This window comes from Acinetobacter seifertii (genome assembly GCF_016064815.1).
GTDB lineage: Bacteria > Pseudomonadota > Gammaproteobacteria > Pseudomonadales > Moraxellaceae > Acinetobacter > Acinetobacter seifertii.
In genome coordinates, this window is the sequence record NZ_CP065820.1 from 1,234,292 (window position 1) to 1,250,088 (window position 15,797).

Sequence of the window (15,797 nt, forward strand, 5' to 3'; positions counted from 1 at the left end):
GGGTATACATTTCTATCTAACAGCAATTTTGTTCTATGCATCTTTTTAAAACATGCTATGTTTTTTCTAGATAAATAGATGAGATGTATATATGTACCGCGAACAGGCTGACTACTTGCATTTGCGAGAGTTGGGCGGTTTAGAACTATTAAAAGCACATTACCACCAAACGCAATTTTCAAAGCATACCCATGAAGGATATTGTATTGGTGTGATTGAAGAAGGTGCACAGTCTTTTTTTAGGACGGGACAACTACATGTAGCCCCTAAAGGCGACATTATTTTGGTGAATGCAGACGAAATTCATACAGGTTCATCTGCTGTCGAATCGGGTTGGCGTTATCGAGCAATTTATCCTACACCAGAAATGCTTGCTGAAGTGAGTCAGGATTTTTTTGAGAATGGTCGTGGCGCACCTTGGTTTCCTCAAGCAGTTATTCAGGACTTAGGTTTGTCTCAACAACTTTGCTTGTTATTTGATTTATTAGAACAAAAAGATAATTTTTTGCTGAAAGAAACCATGTATCTGTCAACATTGGCGTGTTTAATGATGCGTCATGGGAAGTCGAGACATACCTTTTGTGAGTTACCAGAGGCTTATTCGAAAATCTTAAAAGTTAAAGATTTGTTGGCAGATATGCCTGAAAAGAATTTTTCTTTGCAGGAGTTGGCTGATATGGTTGGATTAAGCGCTTGGCATTTTTTAAGACAATTTAAAAAACATGTGGGTTTGCCACCTCATGCGTGGTTGGTACAGGCACGTTTGCAAAAAGCGAGACAGTTATTAAAGCAAGGTGATCAAATTGTGATGGTTGCACAGCAATGTGGGTTTTCTGATCAAAGTCATTTTAACCGTCACTTTAAAAAGGCAATGGGCGTTACACCTACCCAGTATGTAGCAAGTCTTAATCTCTAAAATTTATTTTCATTTCTAACCGCAATTTTGTTCAAGAGAGTTTGGGCGAAATACAAGAAGCTCTATAAATATTTAATGTTATAGATGTCTAGAGATGAATGCTCACTTAAATCAATCTGTAAGATTTTCTAAAGGCCAACCTCCGTATCTTTTTTTACGAGGGGCGGTAGATATATTGCCATTGTCTATTTCGGTTATTCCGTGGGCTATTTTGGCTGGTTCAATGGCAATTCATACAGGTTTATCATTTTATAAAGCATTAGCAATGTCAGGAATTGTGTTTGCTGGTGCTGCACAATTGGTCAGTTTGAGTATGGTGATGGAAGGTGCATCATTATTAACAATCTATATCACGATTTTCTTTCTTACTGCACAGCATTTTATTTATGCATTAACTTTAAGAAATAACATTTCTATTTTGTCTTTGCCAAAGCGATTAAGTTTAGGTTTTTTGCTAACAGATGAATTGTTTGCTTTAAGTGCTCCGAACGAAAAAAGGCATCCTCATTATTTGTTAGGGGCGGGTATATGTTTTTATTTATTCTGGGTGGTTTTTAGTTTAGCTGGAATTTTATTGGCTACGACGATTCCAGATTTATTGTCCTACCATTTAGATTTTTCGATTATTGCTATTTTTGTGGCCATGATTATTCCTATGTGTAAGGAAAAGCCTGTCATAGCTGGAGTTTTAACAACTTGCATTACTGGCTCTTTTCTCAAATTTTTAAACTTGGAAGGAGGTATTCTAATTTCTGGCTTATTGGGAATGCTTATTGCGGTTTTTGCAGAAAATAGAACAGGAGAAAAATAATATGTCATGGCTCATGATTTTAGGATTGGCTGCTATTGTGTTTTTTAATCGTTATTATTTTTTGGAACCCAATGTAAAAGTAAAATTACCCGTATTAATGAATAAAATGCTGAATTATTCAGCGCCTTGCTTATTAACTGCTATTTGTATACCAGTAATCTTTTTTGAGGGAAATGAACTAAGAGGTATTTTTGATAATCCTTACTTATACGCGACAATATTTTGTATTGTAATAGCTTTCTATTTAAAAAAAGTTTTGCCCAGTGTGCTACTCAGCTTAGCATTTTTCTATTTTATAAATTTTCTAATAAATCAGTAAATTTAAGCTGAATCTAAAAGATTCAGCTTTTTAATAAATTATTGAGTAATCAGTTTGTTCTGCCGACTTTTCCACTTAGGTAATATTTTTGCAAGATAGGCATCCATACACCAAACTGGACCAATCAATAGAAATTGTAAATCTTTAAAGAAAGAAGGTTTTTTACCTTCAACTTTATGTCCGTAAAATTGTCCAATCCAAGCAATGACAAAAAGAGCAATATAAAATCCTACCCCTACAGGTAAGACATAAATAAGCCAAGCCATCACAACGAGAAGTGCAGCCATTGCTACTGCAAGTACAAGATCGAGTCGAGCATAGAAAATTAGAGTCAGTACAATGAGTAAAGCAGTGAGTAAGACGCTAAAGTGGGCAATGATTCCGATAATAGAAAATAAAATAGCTGGGACGCATACCCAGTGGATTTTCTTGTTCGTTGGATTTTGATGGCTTTCACTGTATTCATCAAACCATTCACCAATAGATTTCATAGACCTTTTTCTCCATGTCTAATTTTGAATCATTCTTTTTATGCCTATATTTTAGCCTGTCGTTATGTGGGTAGACAAGAAAAGTTGCAAATCTTCCTTATCGTTCATTTATGTGATCTTAAAATTTAAGGATTCATCATCTGGAAAAAGCGGGTTGGAAAAGTTAAAAGCCGAACTTAAAAATAGCGAATTCTATTTTAGAAAAATCTGGCTATTTATTTTTGGATTTTGAAGTCAGGAAATGACCCAAAAAAGCACTTTTTTATGAAAAGCCGGAAAATAACAGAAAAATACTCAACTCAACTGCTCTTAAAACGCGATAAATAGCCCTTTTTAGACTAAAGTGGTACTATGGTAGCGTAATTTTTTTAAAATGGCTCTAATCGAAAAATAGAAGAAAAAAATGAGAGGTATTAAAAAGATGTGTTTTTGGGTTAAAAATTAATCAATTTTGTAATTGTAAAATGAGTAGAAACATAAAATTTTTGAACATAATTTCTTATGATGAACTCCAAAAATTAAAAAGCCACAAATTAAATTGTGGCTTTTTTCATGAACTCTAGGAGTAATCGCTTATGAAGTAGGACCGTCTACACGTTCAATACTTACTTTAGCAGTGCCTGCATTGGTAATACCAAGGCGTTTTGCTGCACCGTATGATAAATCAAGTACACGATTTGCATGGAATGGACCACGGTCGTTTACTTTTACTACCACACTTTTGCCATTATCTTTGTTTGTCACACGGATATAACAGTTCAATGGCAGACTGCGATGAGCAGCAGTAAGTGCATTCATGTCGAATGTTTCACCACTTGCAGTTTTACGGCCATGAAATTGACGACCATACCAAGATGCCATACCAGTTTGGCTAAACTTACGAACAGTATTTGAAGCTACTGTGTTAAGTTTTTCAATCACTGAAGGCTCATCTTCAGGGATTTCAATTTTAGCTGCGATAGCTTGACGACGAATTTGATCGCCAGAACGTTCAGTGATTGAAAGACTGTTAATGTTGGAAAAACGAGAATTAAAGCTTTGAGTATCTTTACTCAATACACGTGCTGCTAAATTTGCATTTGGACCATCTACATCACTGTTTAATGATGATGACTGCATCATTTCAGCGTGCAGTGGGGCCATACTTAAACTAGCCGTCAGTGCAAGAATGTATTTCAGCGATAACTGCATTTATATAAACTCCTGAGAACATGCTCTTTTTCTTTTAGCAAAACGCTAAAAATTGAAGTGAACATGCCTAATTATTCACTTTTGCAATTGCTTGATTGGGGTGGATAATATTCATCGCTTACGGAGAGTGTCTAGTCTTTAACGAGAAATAGTTACAAAAAGGGCAAAAACTTACAGTTTTAGATTAAAAAATAACCAAATATGTAACAAGGTATTTAAAATGTGTGTATTGTGATCGATTTAACAAAAATATTTATTGACTTTTACATAAGCTCATCAAAAAGCTAGCCTATCGGCTAGCTACTTCTGTGCCTAACAACCATACAGCAGTCGCATACATTCGGCTTTTATTATAAGTAGTAATCACTTGAAAATTTGGATAAGTTAAATAGTAAATTGGACCGTTATAATCTTGTAATTGAATAACATTTACCATATCTAGATCATCAATTTTAACTAAAGGATTTAATGGTGAAATCCCTTGAGTTTTGAGTACGCCATATGGAGAAGGCTGAGTTAGGTCTTTGGCAATGATATTTTCTGGATTTGAGCCGACATAACGAGCCATGAAGCCAATCGGTTGATCGCGTTGCCATCCTTGTTTTGCTAAGTAGTTTGCGATTGACCCAATAGCATCTTCCGCAGAGTTACGAAGATCAATGTGCCCATTACCGTCAAAATCGACTCCATACTTACTGATATTGCTTGGCATAAACTGTGGGTAGCCAATTGCTCCAGCATAAGAGCCAACAATACTATTGGTTGGATAGCCTTCTTTATAGGTCCATGCAATCAGAGCAGCTAACTCATCACTGAAATAATCAGCACGGCGCGGGTAACCAAATGCTAATGTCGCAAGCGCGTCACGAGTGATGAAAGAACCTTTATTGGCTCCATATCCTGTTTCAACACCTAAAATACCCAAAATGACAGCTTGAGAGACACCAAATTGCTGTTCAGCTCGGTTAAGTGCATCTGCATATTGGTTTTTAAAACGGACACCACGCTGAATAGTGCCTTCAACTAAAAACATAGAGCGATAGTCGTACCAAGGCTTACTTTCACCTGGGCGAGTCATAATATTTATAATGTTTGGTAAATTTTTTGCACCGCTCATTGCGGCATCGACTTGTACACTACTTAGACCATAAGTGTTCATGGCTTTTTGTTTAAAATTTAAATAATTAGGATCATTTACAAAATCATTGGCCTGAGCAAAATGACTTGTGCTCATTACACCAGTACACAAAGCGAGTACTTTTAAAGTTTTATTAACAAATTGAGACAACATATCTTTTTAAAATTCCAAATTATCGATGTGTATGAATAGACATGACTAAACCAAAAGTGGCCATTAAAGTAATAATAGCTGTACCGCCATAACTCATAAAAGGCAAAGGAACACCCACTACAGGTAAAATACCACTGACCATTCCTGCGTTTACAAATACATAAACAAAAAAAGACAAACCAAAGGCGCCAGCAACCAAACGGCCATAATTATGAAAGCTTTGTAAACCAATTTGGAATGTTCTAAAAATAATAGCTGAATAAAGAATAACTAATATAAGTACGCCAATCAGGCCAAATTCTTCGGAATAAGCCGCAATAATAAAGTCAGTATGACCTTCTGGTAAAAAGTGTAAATGTGACTGTGTCCCTTCAAGAAAGCCTTTACCTGAGAAACCGCCAGAACCGATAGCTGTTTTAGATTGAATAATGTTCCAGCCTGTTCCTAAGGCATCTGCTTCTGGGTCAAGTAGTGTTAGAACCCGTTGACGTTGATAGTCGTGTAAAAGAAATTCCCACGCAATTGGAATAACAATAGCGGCACAGGCTGCTGCTGCACCGATCATGCGCCAAGATAGTCCACTTAAAAATAATACGAAAATACCACTCGCTAATACGAGTAGGGATGTTCCTAAGTCAGGTTGTTCTGCAATCAGTAGAAATGGAACACCAATTAACATTAATGATAAAACAACTTGAGAAAAGCTAGGTGGAAGTGGTTTGCGGGCTAAAAACCATGAAATCATCATTGGCATGCCAATTTTCATGAACTCACTGGGTTGTACACTTCCGAAACCCGGGATATCGATCCAGCGTTTAGCCCCCATACGAACTTCACCAAAGACCATAACTCCAATTAAGGAAAATAGTGCAAATAAATAAAAGTAGGGTGAAAAAGCTTGATAAACCTTAGGGGGAATTTGAGCCAGACCAATCATGACTAAAAAGCCAATACCAAAGCTCATAGCCTGTTTACTGACTAAGCCTACATCTTGCGCAGATGCACTATATAGTACCGTTAAACCTAACAGAGCATTTAGGAATAAAAATAGGCATAACCAAGGGTCAATATGAAGTTGCTGCCAGCGTGATGGTTGCATGGCAGTACTAAGACCATCTCGAGGAGCTTGGCGTAAAAATTTATATTGTGGACTAGGAGACATGCGGCTTTAACTAGGTCAATCAGTGCTTGGCGCATGCTAACATAAACCTGATTTATGGCAATGTATATCAATATTTTGCAATAAAAAAACCTGGCTCTCGCCAGGTTTCCGATAGTCTACTTTTTATTAGTTAAAGAATAGACCGTCATGATATTCAGCCATCGCTTTTAGTTCAGTGCGATTTAAACTTGGAATGAGTTTATCAATCGCGATATGAACCGCTTTAGTAACAGCAGCAGCACCAATATCGGCTGCTTTACGCTTAATCATGCCTAAATCTAGTGTCTTGTTAAAATCAGACATAAAGTGTCTAACCATAGCATCGCCAAACTGTTTATATAGTTCCGCTAATGCTGCTTTATTAATGTCATTACCTGCTTGAAGCTCAGTAAAATTATGCTTCAAATTAGTCACTAAGCCAGCATCTAAAGCTACGCCAACTTTATATTGACCTTGTGGATCTTTAAATAAGCTTTTCTCTGAAAACTCAACTGACTGTTTAACAACGTCATTTGGTGCTTTACTGAGTAATTGCTTTAAAAGTACGGCAACTGTAGATTTGACATAACCAGCAAGTTTCTCGGCAGTATCTCTTTTTTCACTCGCTGGGAAATGTTGTACTAACTGAATCAGTACATTATCAATAATTTCTTCATTGAGTTGTAAAGCAATTTTGTCTCGAAGTGGATATAGCGGTTCACTAGAATTTTTATTCGCAATTCCAGTCTGCATATCGTTCAATAAGCCTTCAGAAGGGGTAAAACCAAAAAACGGCATGGTGTATCCTCAAATTATTCGTTTTATTGTCGTGCCAATCGAATCGGTTTTGGCATCCATGATAGATCCGATACTCGGCAAGGATTGATATCAAGTCCACCGCGGCGAGTATAAGTTGCATAAACCATCAGCTTTTCAGGCTGCAAATTTTGCCAAACATCTGCAAAGATTTGCTCAACACACTGTTCGTGGAAACCGTTATGCTGACGGTACGAGATAATATAAGCTAAAAGACTACGATAACAAGGTTTTTTGCCCTTAAAACGGATAAAAACTGTACCCCAATCTGGTTGTCCCGTGACTGGGCAGTTACTTCTCAAAAGATGAGAATACAGTTCAATTTCAACTTCTTCGCCAGACTCATCCAGTTTTAAAAGCGATGCATCGGGATGTTGTTCTAACCGTTCAGGTGTTAGATCATCAATACAAATACCTTGTGGCTTGGAAATATCGAGATCATCTACTTGAAATAGCGTTAGCTCAACTTTTGCGCCTGCCGCAGCCGATAAATCTTTTTCAACTGTTTCAATGAGTAACGCTTTAGAGTCAAACTGAGTGAAGTTAAGACTATTGAAGTAAAGTTTTAATGACTTTGATTCAATCAAATTTGGTGAAGAAGCTGGCAGGGTAATTCTACCAATAGCAACCTGCGGAATACCGTCCGAGTTTAACCAAGATATTTCAAAAACATGCCACCAATCTTTACCTTGGGTAATGCCTTCAATATGTGAATAGTTTTCACGAGATTGAGCACGTGCGATTGGAAATAACACATCGGGTTGATAGCTGGTTGGATACTGGGTTTCTTTACCCAATAAAGACTGTTCGACACTCATTCACGCATTCCTGAACCACGAGCAAGTAAATAGTAAGCAACTCCGTAAAGTACAACACAACATAATGTCACAACGATTAAAGAGAACGTAACGTTCACGTCGCTATGACCTAAAATGCCGAAACGGAAAGCATTAACCATATACACAATAGGATTAATTAAAGAAAGTTTTTGCCAAAAAGGACCAAGTGCACTAATGGCATAAAACACACCACCTAAGTAGGTGAGTGGAGTAAGTACAAATGTTGGAATAATAGAAATATCATCAAATGATTTCGCATAGACTGCATTAATAAAGCCGCCTAAGGAAAATAAAACAGATGTAATTAAGACTGTATATATAGTTACGAACCAGTTATGTATAAAAAGGTCAGTAAAGAACATACTCATCGCAGTAACAATGGCACCCACTAATACACCACGACAGATACCACCAATGACATAGCCCCATAAAATAATATGTAATGGCACAGGGCTCATAATAAGTTCTTCAATACTTTTTTGGAATTTCACACTAAAGAAACTGGAAGAAACGTTCGCATAACTGTTGGTAATAACAGCCATCATGATCAGGCCTGGCACAATAAACTGCATGTAGCTTACGCCGCCCATTTGTCCAATACGTGACCCAACCAAATTACCAAAAATGACAAAATACAAGCTCATGGTAATTGCAGGTGGCAATAAGGTTTGGGGCCAAATGCGAAGAAATCGGCGTACTTCTTTACGAACTAAAGTCCAGAGGGCAATTTGCAGTTGATTAAAGTTCATTTTGCCTCTCCTTCAAGATTTTTCTCAACCATTTTGACAAATAACTCTTCAAGGCGATTTGATTTGTTACGCATACTACGAACACGAATGCCTTGTGACTCTAAAAGTTGGAATAAGTCATTTAATGTATGTGCCTTATCCATTGTTACTTCTAAAGTGCTGCTATCAATTAAGTTGAACTTCACACCAATAATATTGAGCTGGAGTGGGGCAATCGGTTCTGCCAAATCGAAAATAAAAGATTCTTCACTCAACTGGTTTAAGAAACTTTTCATGCTGGTATCTTCTTTGATAACACCACGGTCAATGATGGCAATTTGACGACAGAGCATTTCCGCTTCTTCTAAATAGTGTGTCGTTAAAATAATAGAAGTGCCACTTTCGTTCATTTCGGTCAGAAAATCCCACATAGAACGGCGTAATTCAATATCTACACCAGCAGTAGGTTCATCTAAAATAAGAAGTTTAGGCTCATGCATCATGGCGCGGGCAATCATTAGACGGCGCTTCATACCACCAGACAGCATACGTGCTTGTATATTGCGTTTTTCCCACAAGCCAAGTTTTTCTAAATAATGTTCGGCACGTTTTTCGGCAATCTTTTTGTGAATACCGTAATAGCCAGCTTGAGTGACTAAAATATCAAATGCTTTTTCGAACTGGCCAAAATTAAATTCTTGAGGAACGACGCCAAGCTGTTGTTTTGCTAAGGATGGATGTGTGTCGAGATTATGCCCAAAAATCTCAACTGTTCCTGAGGTCTTTTTTGTGAGGGAGCTGATAATACCAATGGTTGTTGATTTGCCGGCACCATTTGGGCCTAACAACGCATAAAATTCACTTTCAGGCACAGTGAGGTTAATACCTTTTAACGCCTGAAAACCATTACGATATGTTTTGGACAAATCTTTTAATACCAAAGCATCAGTCATGAAATTCTCACATTATGAAAGAGGGGTATATTTTGAGCGATAATGATTAATAAACCAAGTAAAATAGTCGGAATTTTATGAAATTGGGATATATGTATGAGACAACTGAGTAGTTGATAGTCACTCTATGTTTGAGATTAATTTTAAAATATTGATTTATAATATTAAAATCTTTTCAAACCTATACATGCCATAAAACTTAAAATGCCTAGAATTTCTACGGGTTTTGATCAAATCAGAAATAAAAAGGACTGAGCAGAACTTCAGTACCTTTTTAATAATTGGGAATTATACATTGATATAGCGTAAAAAAGAGGATGATTCCTATATATTCGTGTTTGTGCTTTATTGATTATGAAGAGAGAAAACTTTATTAATAGCTATCTATTGTAGGTTGACTTGCTATTGTGGGGATGGGATATAGGATATCTATTATTATGTTGCGATAAAAAATTTTACTGCAAGAACAGCTGCAATCAGCCAAATAACAAAACCTGTTGATAAGAAAGCTAACATTTTAATTATCATCAGAATATTAGATTTAAAGTTAGGCATCCATAAAGTTTGTTCAAAATTAGATTGAGATGAGTTCTGGTTGTCTGTTATTTTTTCTTTCATAATTTTCTCACTTATAGAAATAGAACTTATATTTAGACTTAGCTTTCAATATGGTTCAGCTAATATAATTAAATATAGTTTTATCTATTAATTGATTCAATAGTTTTAACTATTAAAAATAATAATTTTAACTTTTATTTTCCTTTTGATAATAAAAAAGCCACGTTATGCGGCTTTTTATTAAGGTTCTGGTTATGGATTGATTATCCTGCTCTCCAGAATTGACGGCCCATAACTCTAAAGTTTTTGCCATTTTCTTCCGTTACTCGGCGATCTCTAAACTTTTCATTAAGGCTATGAAGAATTAAAGATCCATCTTCTTCTTTAAAGATTTGTTTTAGCATACCTTCGCCAGCAAAATATACAGCATATATTTCACCATCAATAATTTGTGTTTGAGAAATATCTATGCCAACAAGATCGCCATCTTTTATATAATCCATCATACTATCGCCTTTGGCTTTAATAATACGCATGCAATCTTGAGCGACATGTTTTTCTTTAAAGAATGAGGGGGGGAAAGGAATTTTTCCATTAATAGCATCAAAATGAAATTCAATTGACTCACCTGTCCCACATGAAAAATTAGCTTCCACAACTTCTATCCATACATATTCATTATTTTCTTTACTTACTACAATTGGTTTAACCAGATCATCTTCACTAAATGAGTCTTCACTTTCACCAGTTGTTAGCCAATAGGCATCTACTCCTAAGTATTTCGCAATCAAAGGAAGAAAGGCAGACTTTAAACTTTTTCCTGTTTCCAAGGCTTGATATGTCGGTTGTTTAATACCAACCGCTTCAGCCACTTCATACTGGCTCTTTCCTGCTTTTAAGCGAGCCGCTTTTAGACGAGTTGCTAAATCAGACATGATATTAACCTTAAAATCGTTGGGCCTAAGTTTATAGTTAAAACTATTAATAATCAAAATAACTTGAACTATTGACTTTTGATAGTTAAAACTATAAATTAACTATCAAGATAGAGGTTTGATAGTTATGAATATAGATATCATTGTAATCTACCTACAACTAGTAAGCTTTTTCGGGAATCAAACAAAAACGGCGCAAGCACTTTCTATCAAGCAACCATCTGTTAATGCGTGGTTAACGGGGAAAAGCAAAATGTCTGAAAAAATTGCTTTACGGGCTGAGTATGTAACTAATGGGAGATTTAAAGCGTATCAACTTTGTCCAACGCTAAAAGAGTTTGAAAAGAAAATTGCGAGCTAATTATCAAAGTAAAGATGTAGATAGAGACTAATTTTTTAAGGATTTATAAATGGTTGAGATTAGTTTTAAGGAGAGATTTTTTAAATAGGTTTTATTAAAAATGTGAAAAGAAAATTTGGATACTTGATTTATAAAGCAAAAAGCCTGATCGGCAAATCAGACTTTTTAGTTAATTCATTTAATTAGGAAATCACAATGAATTTTAAAATAAATTTATCACAATGTTGTGGCAAAAACAAATCGGCTAATTGTAAAGGTAAGGAAAATAAATTTTTTTCCTATTTAAATTCCTTTAAAGCTCTTTTAGGGGAGCTAAATATCAATGCGTGATTATGGCAAGGTTTCTCCGCATTTCTGGACGGGTAAGACTGGTAAGCAATTACGAGAATGTCCAGAGTCTATTATCGTGGCTATGTATTTAATCACTAGTCCCCATGCAAATATGCTTGGTCTTTACTATATGCCTCTTTTATATATTGCTCATGAAACTGGTTTAGGTTTAGAAGGAGCAGAGAAGGGGCTTCAATGGGCATGTAAAGTAGGTTTTTGCAGCTATGACGATGTTTCAGAGATGGTCTGGGTACACGAAATGGCTCGTTTTCAAGTTGCTGAGTCCTTAAAGGAAAGTGACAATCGTTGTAAAGGTATTCAAAAAGACTATGACTCATTACCTTCAAATCCATTTTTAGAAAACTTTTATAATAAATACGTTGAAGCTTTTTGTATGACGCATCGACGTGAAGGAAAGAGTAATAGTTATGTAGAAAAAGAAGTCCCTAAGAAGGTTCTTTTAAGCCAAGAACAGAAACAAGAACAGGAGCAGGAAAAAACTCTCTCTCAAGTAATTTTAACAAATGTTATGAAATCAGAAGATTGGAGACCAGATTTAAACCATCTCGCTACTTACTTGAAAAAGACTAAATACTCTCAGCAAGTACAAGAAATCTTATCTATGGATGACTTTGAATTTCATTTGAGTAATTTCAATGCTCACCATGAAACTTCACGATATCTAACAGATAGTCAACGCCACAGTAAGTTTGCTCAATGGATATTTGAAAAATTTGAAAAGCTAAAAGCTTCAAAAATGAAGTCTGCAAAGCCAATTTACTTAAATTCAAAACCACTTGGAAATGTTAATCAAGCATTTGAATATCAACCACCTGAATATGATGAAAGTATTAAACCAGTGGAACTAGGAGGTAAATTTGTATGACTGTAATAACAAAAATTAATCACTCCTTCCAATCTGGATTAAACACTTGCTCTATTCATTTTGAAAAAAAGGTCAAGATTGCAGGTTTAGAAATTTGTCCAACATGTGCCGTTAATAAAGTTACTGAGTCTAATCTTAAACATGGTAAAGCTGTTAGGAAGATGATTTATGAAAATCACTTAGCCGGTGGAATGCTACCTATACGCCATAAAAACTCTGGTTTTCATAATTATCGCTGTGAATTACCAGGACAAGTTATTGCATTTAATAGTTGTGCAGCTTATGCCGAGCAAATTATGAAAGGGCAAGTAACTAATCTGGTTATGGTGGGAAAAACTGGAACAGGTAAAACACATCTGGCATGTGCGACGGCTAGAACATTGCTTAAAAATGGTAAAACTGCTCGTTATATCACCAGCGAAGAACTTGCAAATGACATTATGGCAGCATGGTACCGTCAAGGAGATAGCGAGAAAAATACTATTTATCGTTACACAGAATATGATCTGCTCATTATTGATGAGTATGGCTTGCATGATCGTGAAAAACGGAAAGAAGTTGTTCACAAAGTCTTGTATGCACGTTATGACGCCGATAAAGCAACTATGCTTATTTCAAATTTTGCACTGAATGATACTAAGGATCGGATGGGAGCAATTATCCATGGCTTGATCTCTGATTTAGGCGATCGCTTATGGTCACGGTTTCAACATGGTGGATTAACTCAAATCGAATGCGTATGGGCAGATACCCGTTTAGGGGCAAAATATGAATGTTAAATTAGAACTTGGTAAACATGATTGTTCAATAAGTTACTCAAATGTTTTTCTTAAGTCTAAACAGCGTAATGAATTAGCTATTCAAGTAGCGGAATGGGTGGCGCAGGGTAATCAGATTAAGTTGGTTGAAAATAAGAGTGAGAATCAAATCTATTCTAAACAAATGTGGGAAAGGTCTACTAAAGATGGGCACAAAGACAAAAGTTATGTAGACCGAGCTACAACAACAAATTTATTGAGTCATTCATTAATTAAAGAAACAACAGCATATCCAAATCATCAACAAGCTTTATTAAAAATATTTGCTATGAAGTTTGGACAAGCTTGGGATTTCTTGGCAGCCAATTCAGGTTATGCATTAACAGCTTACCAACTTAGCCGAATTTATCGTGGACGATCAGAAGCCTCTTTACTGGATTGGAATATTTTAAAACAGTCACTTGACGCTTTAGGAGTAAATAATGAATCACCTTATTAAGCGCAGTAATCGTCAAAAGTGGAATATTAGAAATATTCAGAAAAAAAATCTAAATAATATTAAAGACGTGAAGAGAGAAGGATTGTCTATCCAGAATACTAAAAATTTTGCTCATGAACTGAAAATACAGAAAAAAAGCTTTAAATGCTTATTTTGTACAGAGTCTTATGGGTATTTATTAATAACTAAGTGTATTGATGAGGGCTTAATGTAATGAAAACTGATCAAATTATTTTAGTAATAGTTGCTTCTTTTGCCTTCTATTTTGCTGTTAAGTTTTTAATGCAATGGTTGGTTGGAGAATATAACCATGGAGCAGTGGTTGAATGGATGCGTAGAGGTTTTGCCTTTGGATTAGGTTTTATTTTTTCGATGTTAGTAATGATCGTGATTGTCCATATTTTGAGAGCGTTAATGAATGAATATTGATATTAGCATTATGAATCAGTTTACCCAATTTCAATGGTTATCCCGAGGCTTAACAGCACAATCATTAGATTTTTCAAGAGTTGGACATACCCCTAGTAAAGATACGATTAATTATCAAGATAGATTAGGGGCAATTGCTAAAATGGAGACCCAATTAGCTAAATCAGTGACCTCATTAATTATTTATGAGGGAAAATCAGAAGAGGACTATAAGTTTATAAGAAATCATTTAGCTTTAATTATGTTAAAAGAAGCTGCAAAAGATAAAAAAAGAGAACCTGAGTATATAACAATTCATCACTTGGCGTGGCTGATTGCTCGCATGGTTATTGATTTCTCTTTAAATCCCGACCTTGAAAAAAATTTTACTGCTCAAGGTCGACTTTATTATGCAGGGATTACAGCTTATAAAATGTCGGCAGATGTTTATAGAATGACATGGAAGCCATATGAAAAGTTAATGCAGCTTGCACTAGAATCTGCTATTGCAGAAGCAGAAGATACTATACGTGAATATCGCAAAGAAACTTACAAAGAGTTACAATTATAGGGTTTTCATTATTCTGAAAAAAAGAGTATAGTATATATAAGATGGTCGTATTACGGATTTAATCTGTAATACGACTTTTTTGTTTAAATTATTTGTTACCGTATCTATCGGAATAATTCATCTATTAAATTTCTACACAGATAACAGCTTTACAGAAAGATTAGCTGTTTGTAGAAAGTCTAAAAATCTATATTTTATACAAGTTCTAATTTTTAAATATTTTATTTAAATCATTATTGAAGTTTTGCTGTACAAATTGCAGCACATAAAGCCGTATCAAAATAGATTGATACGGCTTTATTTTTTTATTAGTAATAAGTATGGAAAGGTATTTATTATGAGTTGTACTGGTTGTGCTAAAAGGCGTAAATGGTTAGAGAGTAAGTATAATGAACTCGAACGAAGAACAAAATTTCTGCTGCTCAAAGTTACTCGAAGTAATGGACGAATTGATAAAGCAGAACAACACACTGATTCAAAAGTCTGAAAAGAAAGATACTCTTATTTATGCTGCTATTGAGCAGAATAATAAACTACTTCAACAGTATATTGAAAATAATAAAGTTGATGAAAATGTTATTGCTTACTTGGATTCAAAGCCAAAAGAAAAATAATATTAAAATTAACTTATCTGAGTATTTTATATTATCTTAATTATTGGAAGGGTTAGATTTTAAGTCTAGCTCTTTTTTTATTGGAAAAAATATGTCAAATGTAAAAGTCCAGTTTTTAACTACATGTATGCATAATCGAATTGTTTATATAGACAATGAGGTGATTGAGGTCGAAGAAAAGGATGCAGATGAGTTGTTAAAGCTAAATTTAGTGAAAGTTATTGATTCAGGTGTATCAGAGAAATCTAATAAATTAACTAATCAAAGCAGGTCAAGAAGTATACAAAGAAAATCTCATCTACAGAATAGTTTAAAGTAAAGGTATTTTTTGATGGGTATGTTTATTATCACTAGATTAATATAATAAATAGATTTCTTATT

The 15,797-nt window shown here is 35.0% G+C and carries 21 protein-coding genes; 11 read left to right on the forward strand and 10 right to left on the reverse strand.

Going from position 1 to position 15,797, the window contains the following annotated elements:
• Nucleotides 1-91 precede the first annotated feature (91 nt).
• The 3 genes from I8T81_RS05800 to I8T81_RS05810 all read left to right on the forward strand — a co-directional run bounded on the left by I8T81_RS05800 (nt 92) and on the right by I8T81_RS05810 (nt 2,046).
• Nucleotides 92-916, forward strand: a complete 825-nt coding sequence (locus I8T81_RS05800; protein ID WP_019457160.1) for an AraC family transcriptional regulator — start codon at nt 92-94, stop codon at nt 914-916.
• Nucleotides 917-1,010: 94 nt separating this feature from the next.
• On the forward strand, nt 1,011-1,727 hold the full coding sequence (locus tag I8T81_RS05805; protein WP_198072322.1) for an AzlC family ABC transporter permease: 717 nt from the start codon (nt 1,011-1,013) through the stop codon (nt 1,725-1,727).
• A 1-nt stretch (nt 1,728) separates the two neighbouring features.
• The gene (locus tag I8T81_RS05810; protein WP_019457158.1) at nt 1,729-2,046 is read left to right on the forward strand and encodes an AzlD domain-containing protein; all 318 of its coding nucleotides are present in this window, start codon (nt 1,729-1,731) and stop codon (nt 2,044-2,046) included.
• A gap of 38 nt (nt 2,047-2,084) precedes the next feature.
• On the opposite strand, the gene I8T81_RS05815 is transcribed toward I8T81_RS05810, so the two are convergent.
• From I8T81_RS05815 to I8T81_RS05860, 10 genes are all read right to left on the reverse strand, one after another.
• On the reverse strand, nt 2,085-2,537 hold the full coding sequence (locus I8T81_RS05815) for an Mpo1 family 2-hydroxy fatty acid dioxygenase (protein WP_198072323.1): 453 nt from the start codon (nt 2,535-2,537) through the stop codon (nt 2,085-2,087).
• A gap of 573 nt (nt 2,538-3,110) precedes the next feature.
• On the reverse strand, nt 3,111-3,728 hold the full coding sequence (locus tag I8T81_RS05820; protein WP_002052473.1) for a septal ring lytic transglycosylase RlpA family protein: 618 nt from the start codon (nt 3,726-3,728) through the stop codon (nt 3,111-3,113).
• 289 nt (nt 3,729-4,017) lie between these two features.
• The gene (gene mltB, locus I8T81_RS05825) at nt 4,018-5,019 is read right to left on the reverse strand and encodes a lytic murein transglycosylase B (protein WP_198072324.1); all 1,002 of its coding nucleotides are present in this window, start codon (nt 5,017-5,019) and stop codon (nt 4,018-4,020) included.
• A 19-nt stretch (nt 5,020-5,038) separates the two neighbouring features.
• Nucleotides 5,039-6,181 (reverse strand): rod shape-determining protein RodA, encoded by a 1,143-nt coding sequence (rodA, locus tag I8T81_RS05830; protein ID WP_019457155.1) that lies wholly within the window; start codon nt 6,179-6,181, stop codon nt 5,039-5,041.
• A gap of 126 nt (nt 6,182-6,307) precedes the next feature.
• Nucleotides 6,308-6,958 (reverse strand): hypothetical protein, encoded by a 651-nt coding sequence (locus tag I8T81_RS05835; RefSeq protein WP_191028963.1) that lies wholly within the window; start codon nt 6,956-6,958, stop codon nt 6,308-6,310.
• 23 nt (nt 6,959-6,981) lie between these two features.
• Entirely contained in the window at nt 6,982-7,794 is an 813-nt protein-coding gene (gene queF / locus I8T81_RS05840; protein WP_198072325.1) for an NADPH-dependent 7-cyano-7-deazaguanine reductase QueF, read from the reverse strand.
• Nucleotides 7,791-8,564, reverse strand: coding sequence for an ABC transporter permease (locus I8T81_RS05845; RefSeq protein ID WP_077165428.1), 774 nt, complete (start codon nt 8,562-8,564; stop codon nt 7,791-7,793). The genes queF and I8T81_RS05845 overlap by 4 nt, the downstream gene beginning before the upstream one ends.
• Complete coding sequence (locus I8T81_RS05850) at nt 8,561-9,496, reverse strand: ABC transporter ATP-binding protein (protein ID WP_198072326.1); 936 nt, start codon at nt 9,494-9,496, stop codon at nt 8,561-8,563. The genes I8T81_RS05845 and I8T81_RS05850 overlap by 4 nt, the downstream gene beginning before the upstream one ends.
• A 435-nt stretch (nt 9,497-9,931) precedes the next feature.
• Complete coding sequence (locus I8T81_RS05855) at nt 9,932-10,114, reverse strand: hypothetical protein (RefSeq protein ID WP_198072327.1); 183 nt, start codon at nt 10,112-10,114, stop codon at nt 9,932-9,934.
• 203 nt (nt 10,115-10,317) lie between these two features.
• Entirely contained in the window at nt 10,318-10,989 is a 672-nt protein-coding gene (locus I8T81_RS05860; protein WP_198072328.1) for an XRE family transcriptional regulator, read from the reverse strand.
• 127 nt (nt 10,990-11,116) lie between these two features.
• Between I8T81_RS05860 and I8T81_RS05865 the strand changes: the two genes are divergently transcribed.
• The 8 genes from I8T81_RS05865 to I8T81_RS05900 all read left to right on the forward strand — a co-directional run bounded on the left by I8T81_RS05865 (nt 11,117) and on the right by I8T81_RS05900 (nt 15,735).
• Nucleotides 11,117-11,350: a transcriptional regulator gene (locus I8T81_RS05865; RefSeq protein ID WP_198072329.1), complete on the forward strand. Its 234-nt coding sequence runs from the start codon at nt 11,117-11,119 to the stop codon at nt 11,348-11,350.
• A 322-nt stretch (nt 11,351-11,672) separates the two neighbouring features.
• Nucleotides 11,673-12,566, forward strand: coding sequence for a hypothetical protein (locus tag I8T81_RS05870; RefSeq protein WP_198072330.1), 894 nt, complete (start codon nt 11,673-11,675; stop codon nt 12,564-12,566).
• A complete protein-coding gene (locus tag I8T81_RS05875) occupies nt 12,563-13,345 on the forward strand; it encodes an ATP-binding protein (RefSeq protein WP_198072331.1) in 783 nt (260 codons plus the stop codon). The genes I8T81_RS05870 and I8T81_RS05875 overlap by 4 nt, the downstream gene beginning before the upstream one ends.
• Nucleotides 13,335-13,823 (forward strand): hypothetical protein, encoded by a 489-nt coding sequence (locus I8T81_RS05880; RefSeq protein ID WP_198072332.1) that lies wholly within the window; start codon nt 13,335-13,337, stop codon nt 13,821-13,823. Before I8T81_RS05875 ends, I8T81_RS05880 begins: the two co-directional genes overlap by 11 nt.
• 213 nt (nt 13,824-14,036) lie before the next feature.
• A complete protein-coding gene (locus tag I8T81_RS05885) occupies nt 14,037-14,252 on the forward strand; it encodes a hypothetical protein (protein ID WP_198072333.1) in 216 nt (71 codons plus the stop codon).
• Nucleotides 14,242-14,802 (forward strand): hypothetical protein, encoded by a 561-nt coding sequence (locus I8T81_RS05890; protein ID WP_198072334.1) that lies wholly within the window; start codon nt 14,242-14,244, stop codon nt 14,800-14,802. Before I8T81_RS05885 ends, I8T81_RS05890 begins: the two co-directional genes overlap by 11 nt.
• 389 nt (nt 14,803-15,191) lie before the next feature.
• Nucleotides 15,192-15,416 (forward strand): hypothetical protein, encoded by a 225-nt coding sequence (locus I8T81_RS05895; protein WP_198072335.1) that lies wholly within the window; start codon nt 15,192-15,194, stop codon nt 15,414-15,416.
• A gap of 91 nt (nt 15,417-15,507) precedes the next feature.
• On the forward strand, nt 15,508-15,735 hold the full coding sequence (locus I8T81_RS05900; protein WP_198072336.1) for a hypothetical protein: 228 nt from the start codon (nt 15,508-15,510) through the stop codon (nt 15,733-15,735).
• Nucleotides 15,736-15,797 lie beyond the last annotated feature (62 nt).

Excerpts from the sequence above, each read along its gene's own strand:
- I8T81_RS05805 (WP_198072322.1), top strand. The coding sequence starts at position 1,011 with ATGAATGCTCACTTAAATCAATCTGTAAGATTTTCTAAAGGCCAACCT.
- I8T81_RS05895 (WP_198072335.1), top strand. The coding sequence starts at position 15,192 with ATGAACTCGAACGAAGAACAAAATTTCTGCTGCTCAAAGTTACTCGAA.
- I8T81_RS05815 (WP_198072323.1), bottom strand. The coding sequence starts at position 2,537 with ATGAAATCTATTGGTGAATGGTTTGATGAATACAGTGAAAGCCATCAA.
- queF (WP_198072325.1), bottom strand. The coding sequence starts at position 7,794 with ATGAGTGTCGAACAGTCTTTATTGGGTAAAGAAACCCAGTATCCAACC.
- I8T81_RS05810 (WP_019457158.1), top strand. The coding sequence starts at position 1,729 with ATGTCATGGCTCATGATTTTAGGATTGGCTGCTATTGTGTTTTTTAAT.
- I8T81_RS05800 (WP_019457160.1), top strand. The coding sequence starts at position 92 with ATGTACCGCGAACAGGCTGACTACTTGCATTTGCGAGAGTTGGGCGGT.
- rodA (WP_019457155.1), bottom strand. The coding sequence starts at position 6,181 with ATGTCTCCTAGTCCACAATATAAATTTTTACGCCAAGCTCCTCGAGAT.
- I8T81_RS05880 (WP_198072332.1), top strand. The coding sequence starts at position 13,335 with ATGAATGTTAAATTAGAACTTGGTAAACATGATTGTTCAATAAGTTAC.
- I8T81_RS05890 (WP_198072334.1), top strand. The coding sequence starts at position 14,242 with ATGAATATTGATATTAGCATTATGAATCAGTTTACCCAATTTCAATGG.
- I8T81_RS05835 (WP_191028963.1), bottom strand. The coding sequence starts at position 6,958 with ATGCCGTTTTTTGGTTTTACCCCTTCTGAAGGCTTATTGAACGATATG.
- I8T81_RS05860 (WP_198072328.1), bottom strand. The coding sequence starts at position 10,989 with ATGTCTGATTTAGCAACTCGTCTAAAAGCGGCTCGCTTAAAAGCAGGA.
- I8T81_RS05870 (WP_198072330.1), top strand. The coding sequence starts at position 11,673 with ATGCGTGATTATGGCAAGGTTTCTCCGCATTTCTGGACGGGTAAGACT.
- I8T81_RS05865 (WP_198072329.1), top strand. The coding sequence starts at position 11,117 with ATGAATATAGATATCATTGTAATCTACCTACAACTAGTAAGCTTTTTC.
- I8T81_RS05885 (WP_198072333.1), top strand. The coding sequence starts at position 14,037 with ATGAAAACTGATCAAATTATTTTAGTAATAGTTGCTTCTTTTGCCTTC.
- I8T81_RS05820 (WP_002052473.1), bottom strand. The coding sequence starts at position 3,728 with ATGCAGTTATCGCTGAAATACATTCTTGCACTGACGGCTAGTTTAAGT.
- mltB (WP_198072324.1), bottom strand. The coding sequence starts at position 5,019 with ATGTTGTCTCAATTTGTTAATAAAACTTTAAAAGTACTCGCTTTGTGT.
- I8T81_RS05875 (WP_198072331.1), top strand. The coding sequence starts at position 12,563 with ATGACTGTAATAACAAAAATTAATCACTCCTTCCAATCTGGATTAAAC.
- I8T81_RS05845 (WP_077165428.1), bottom strand. The coding sequence starts at position 8,564 with ATGAACTTTAATCAACTGCAAATTGCCCTCTGGACTTTAGTTCGTAAA.
- I8T81_RS05855 (WP_198072327.1), bottom strand. The coding sequence starts at position 10,114 with ATGAAAGAAAAAATAACAGACAACCAGAACTCATCTCAATCTAATTTT.
- I8T81_RS05850 (WP_198072326.1), bottom strand. The coding sequence starts at position 9,496 with ATGACTGATGCTTTGGTATTAAAAGATTTGTCCAAAACATATCGTAAT.
- I8T81_RS05900 (WP_198072336.1), top strand. The coding sequence starts at position 15,508 with ATGTCAAATGTAAAAGTCCAGTTTTTAACTACATGTATGCATAATCGA.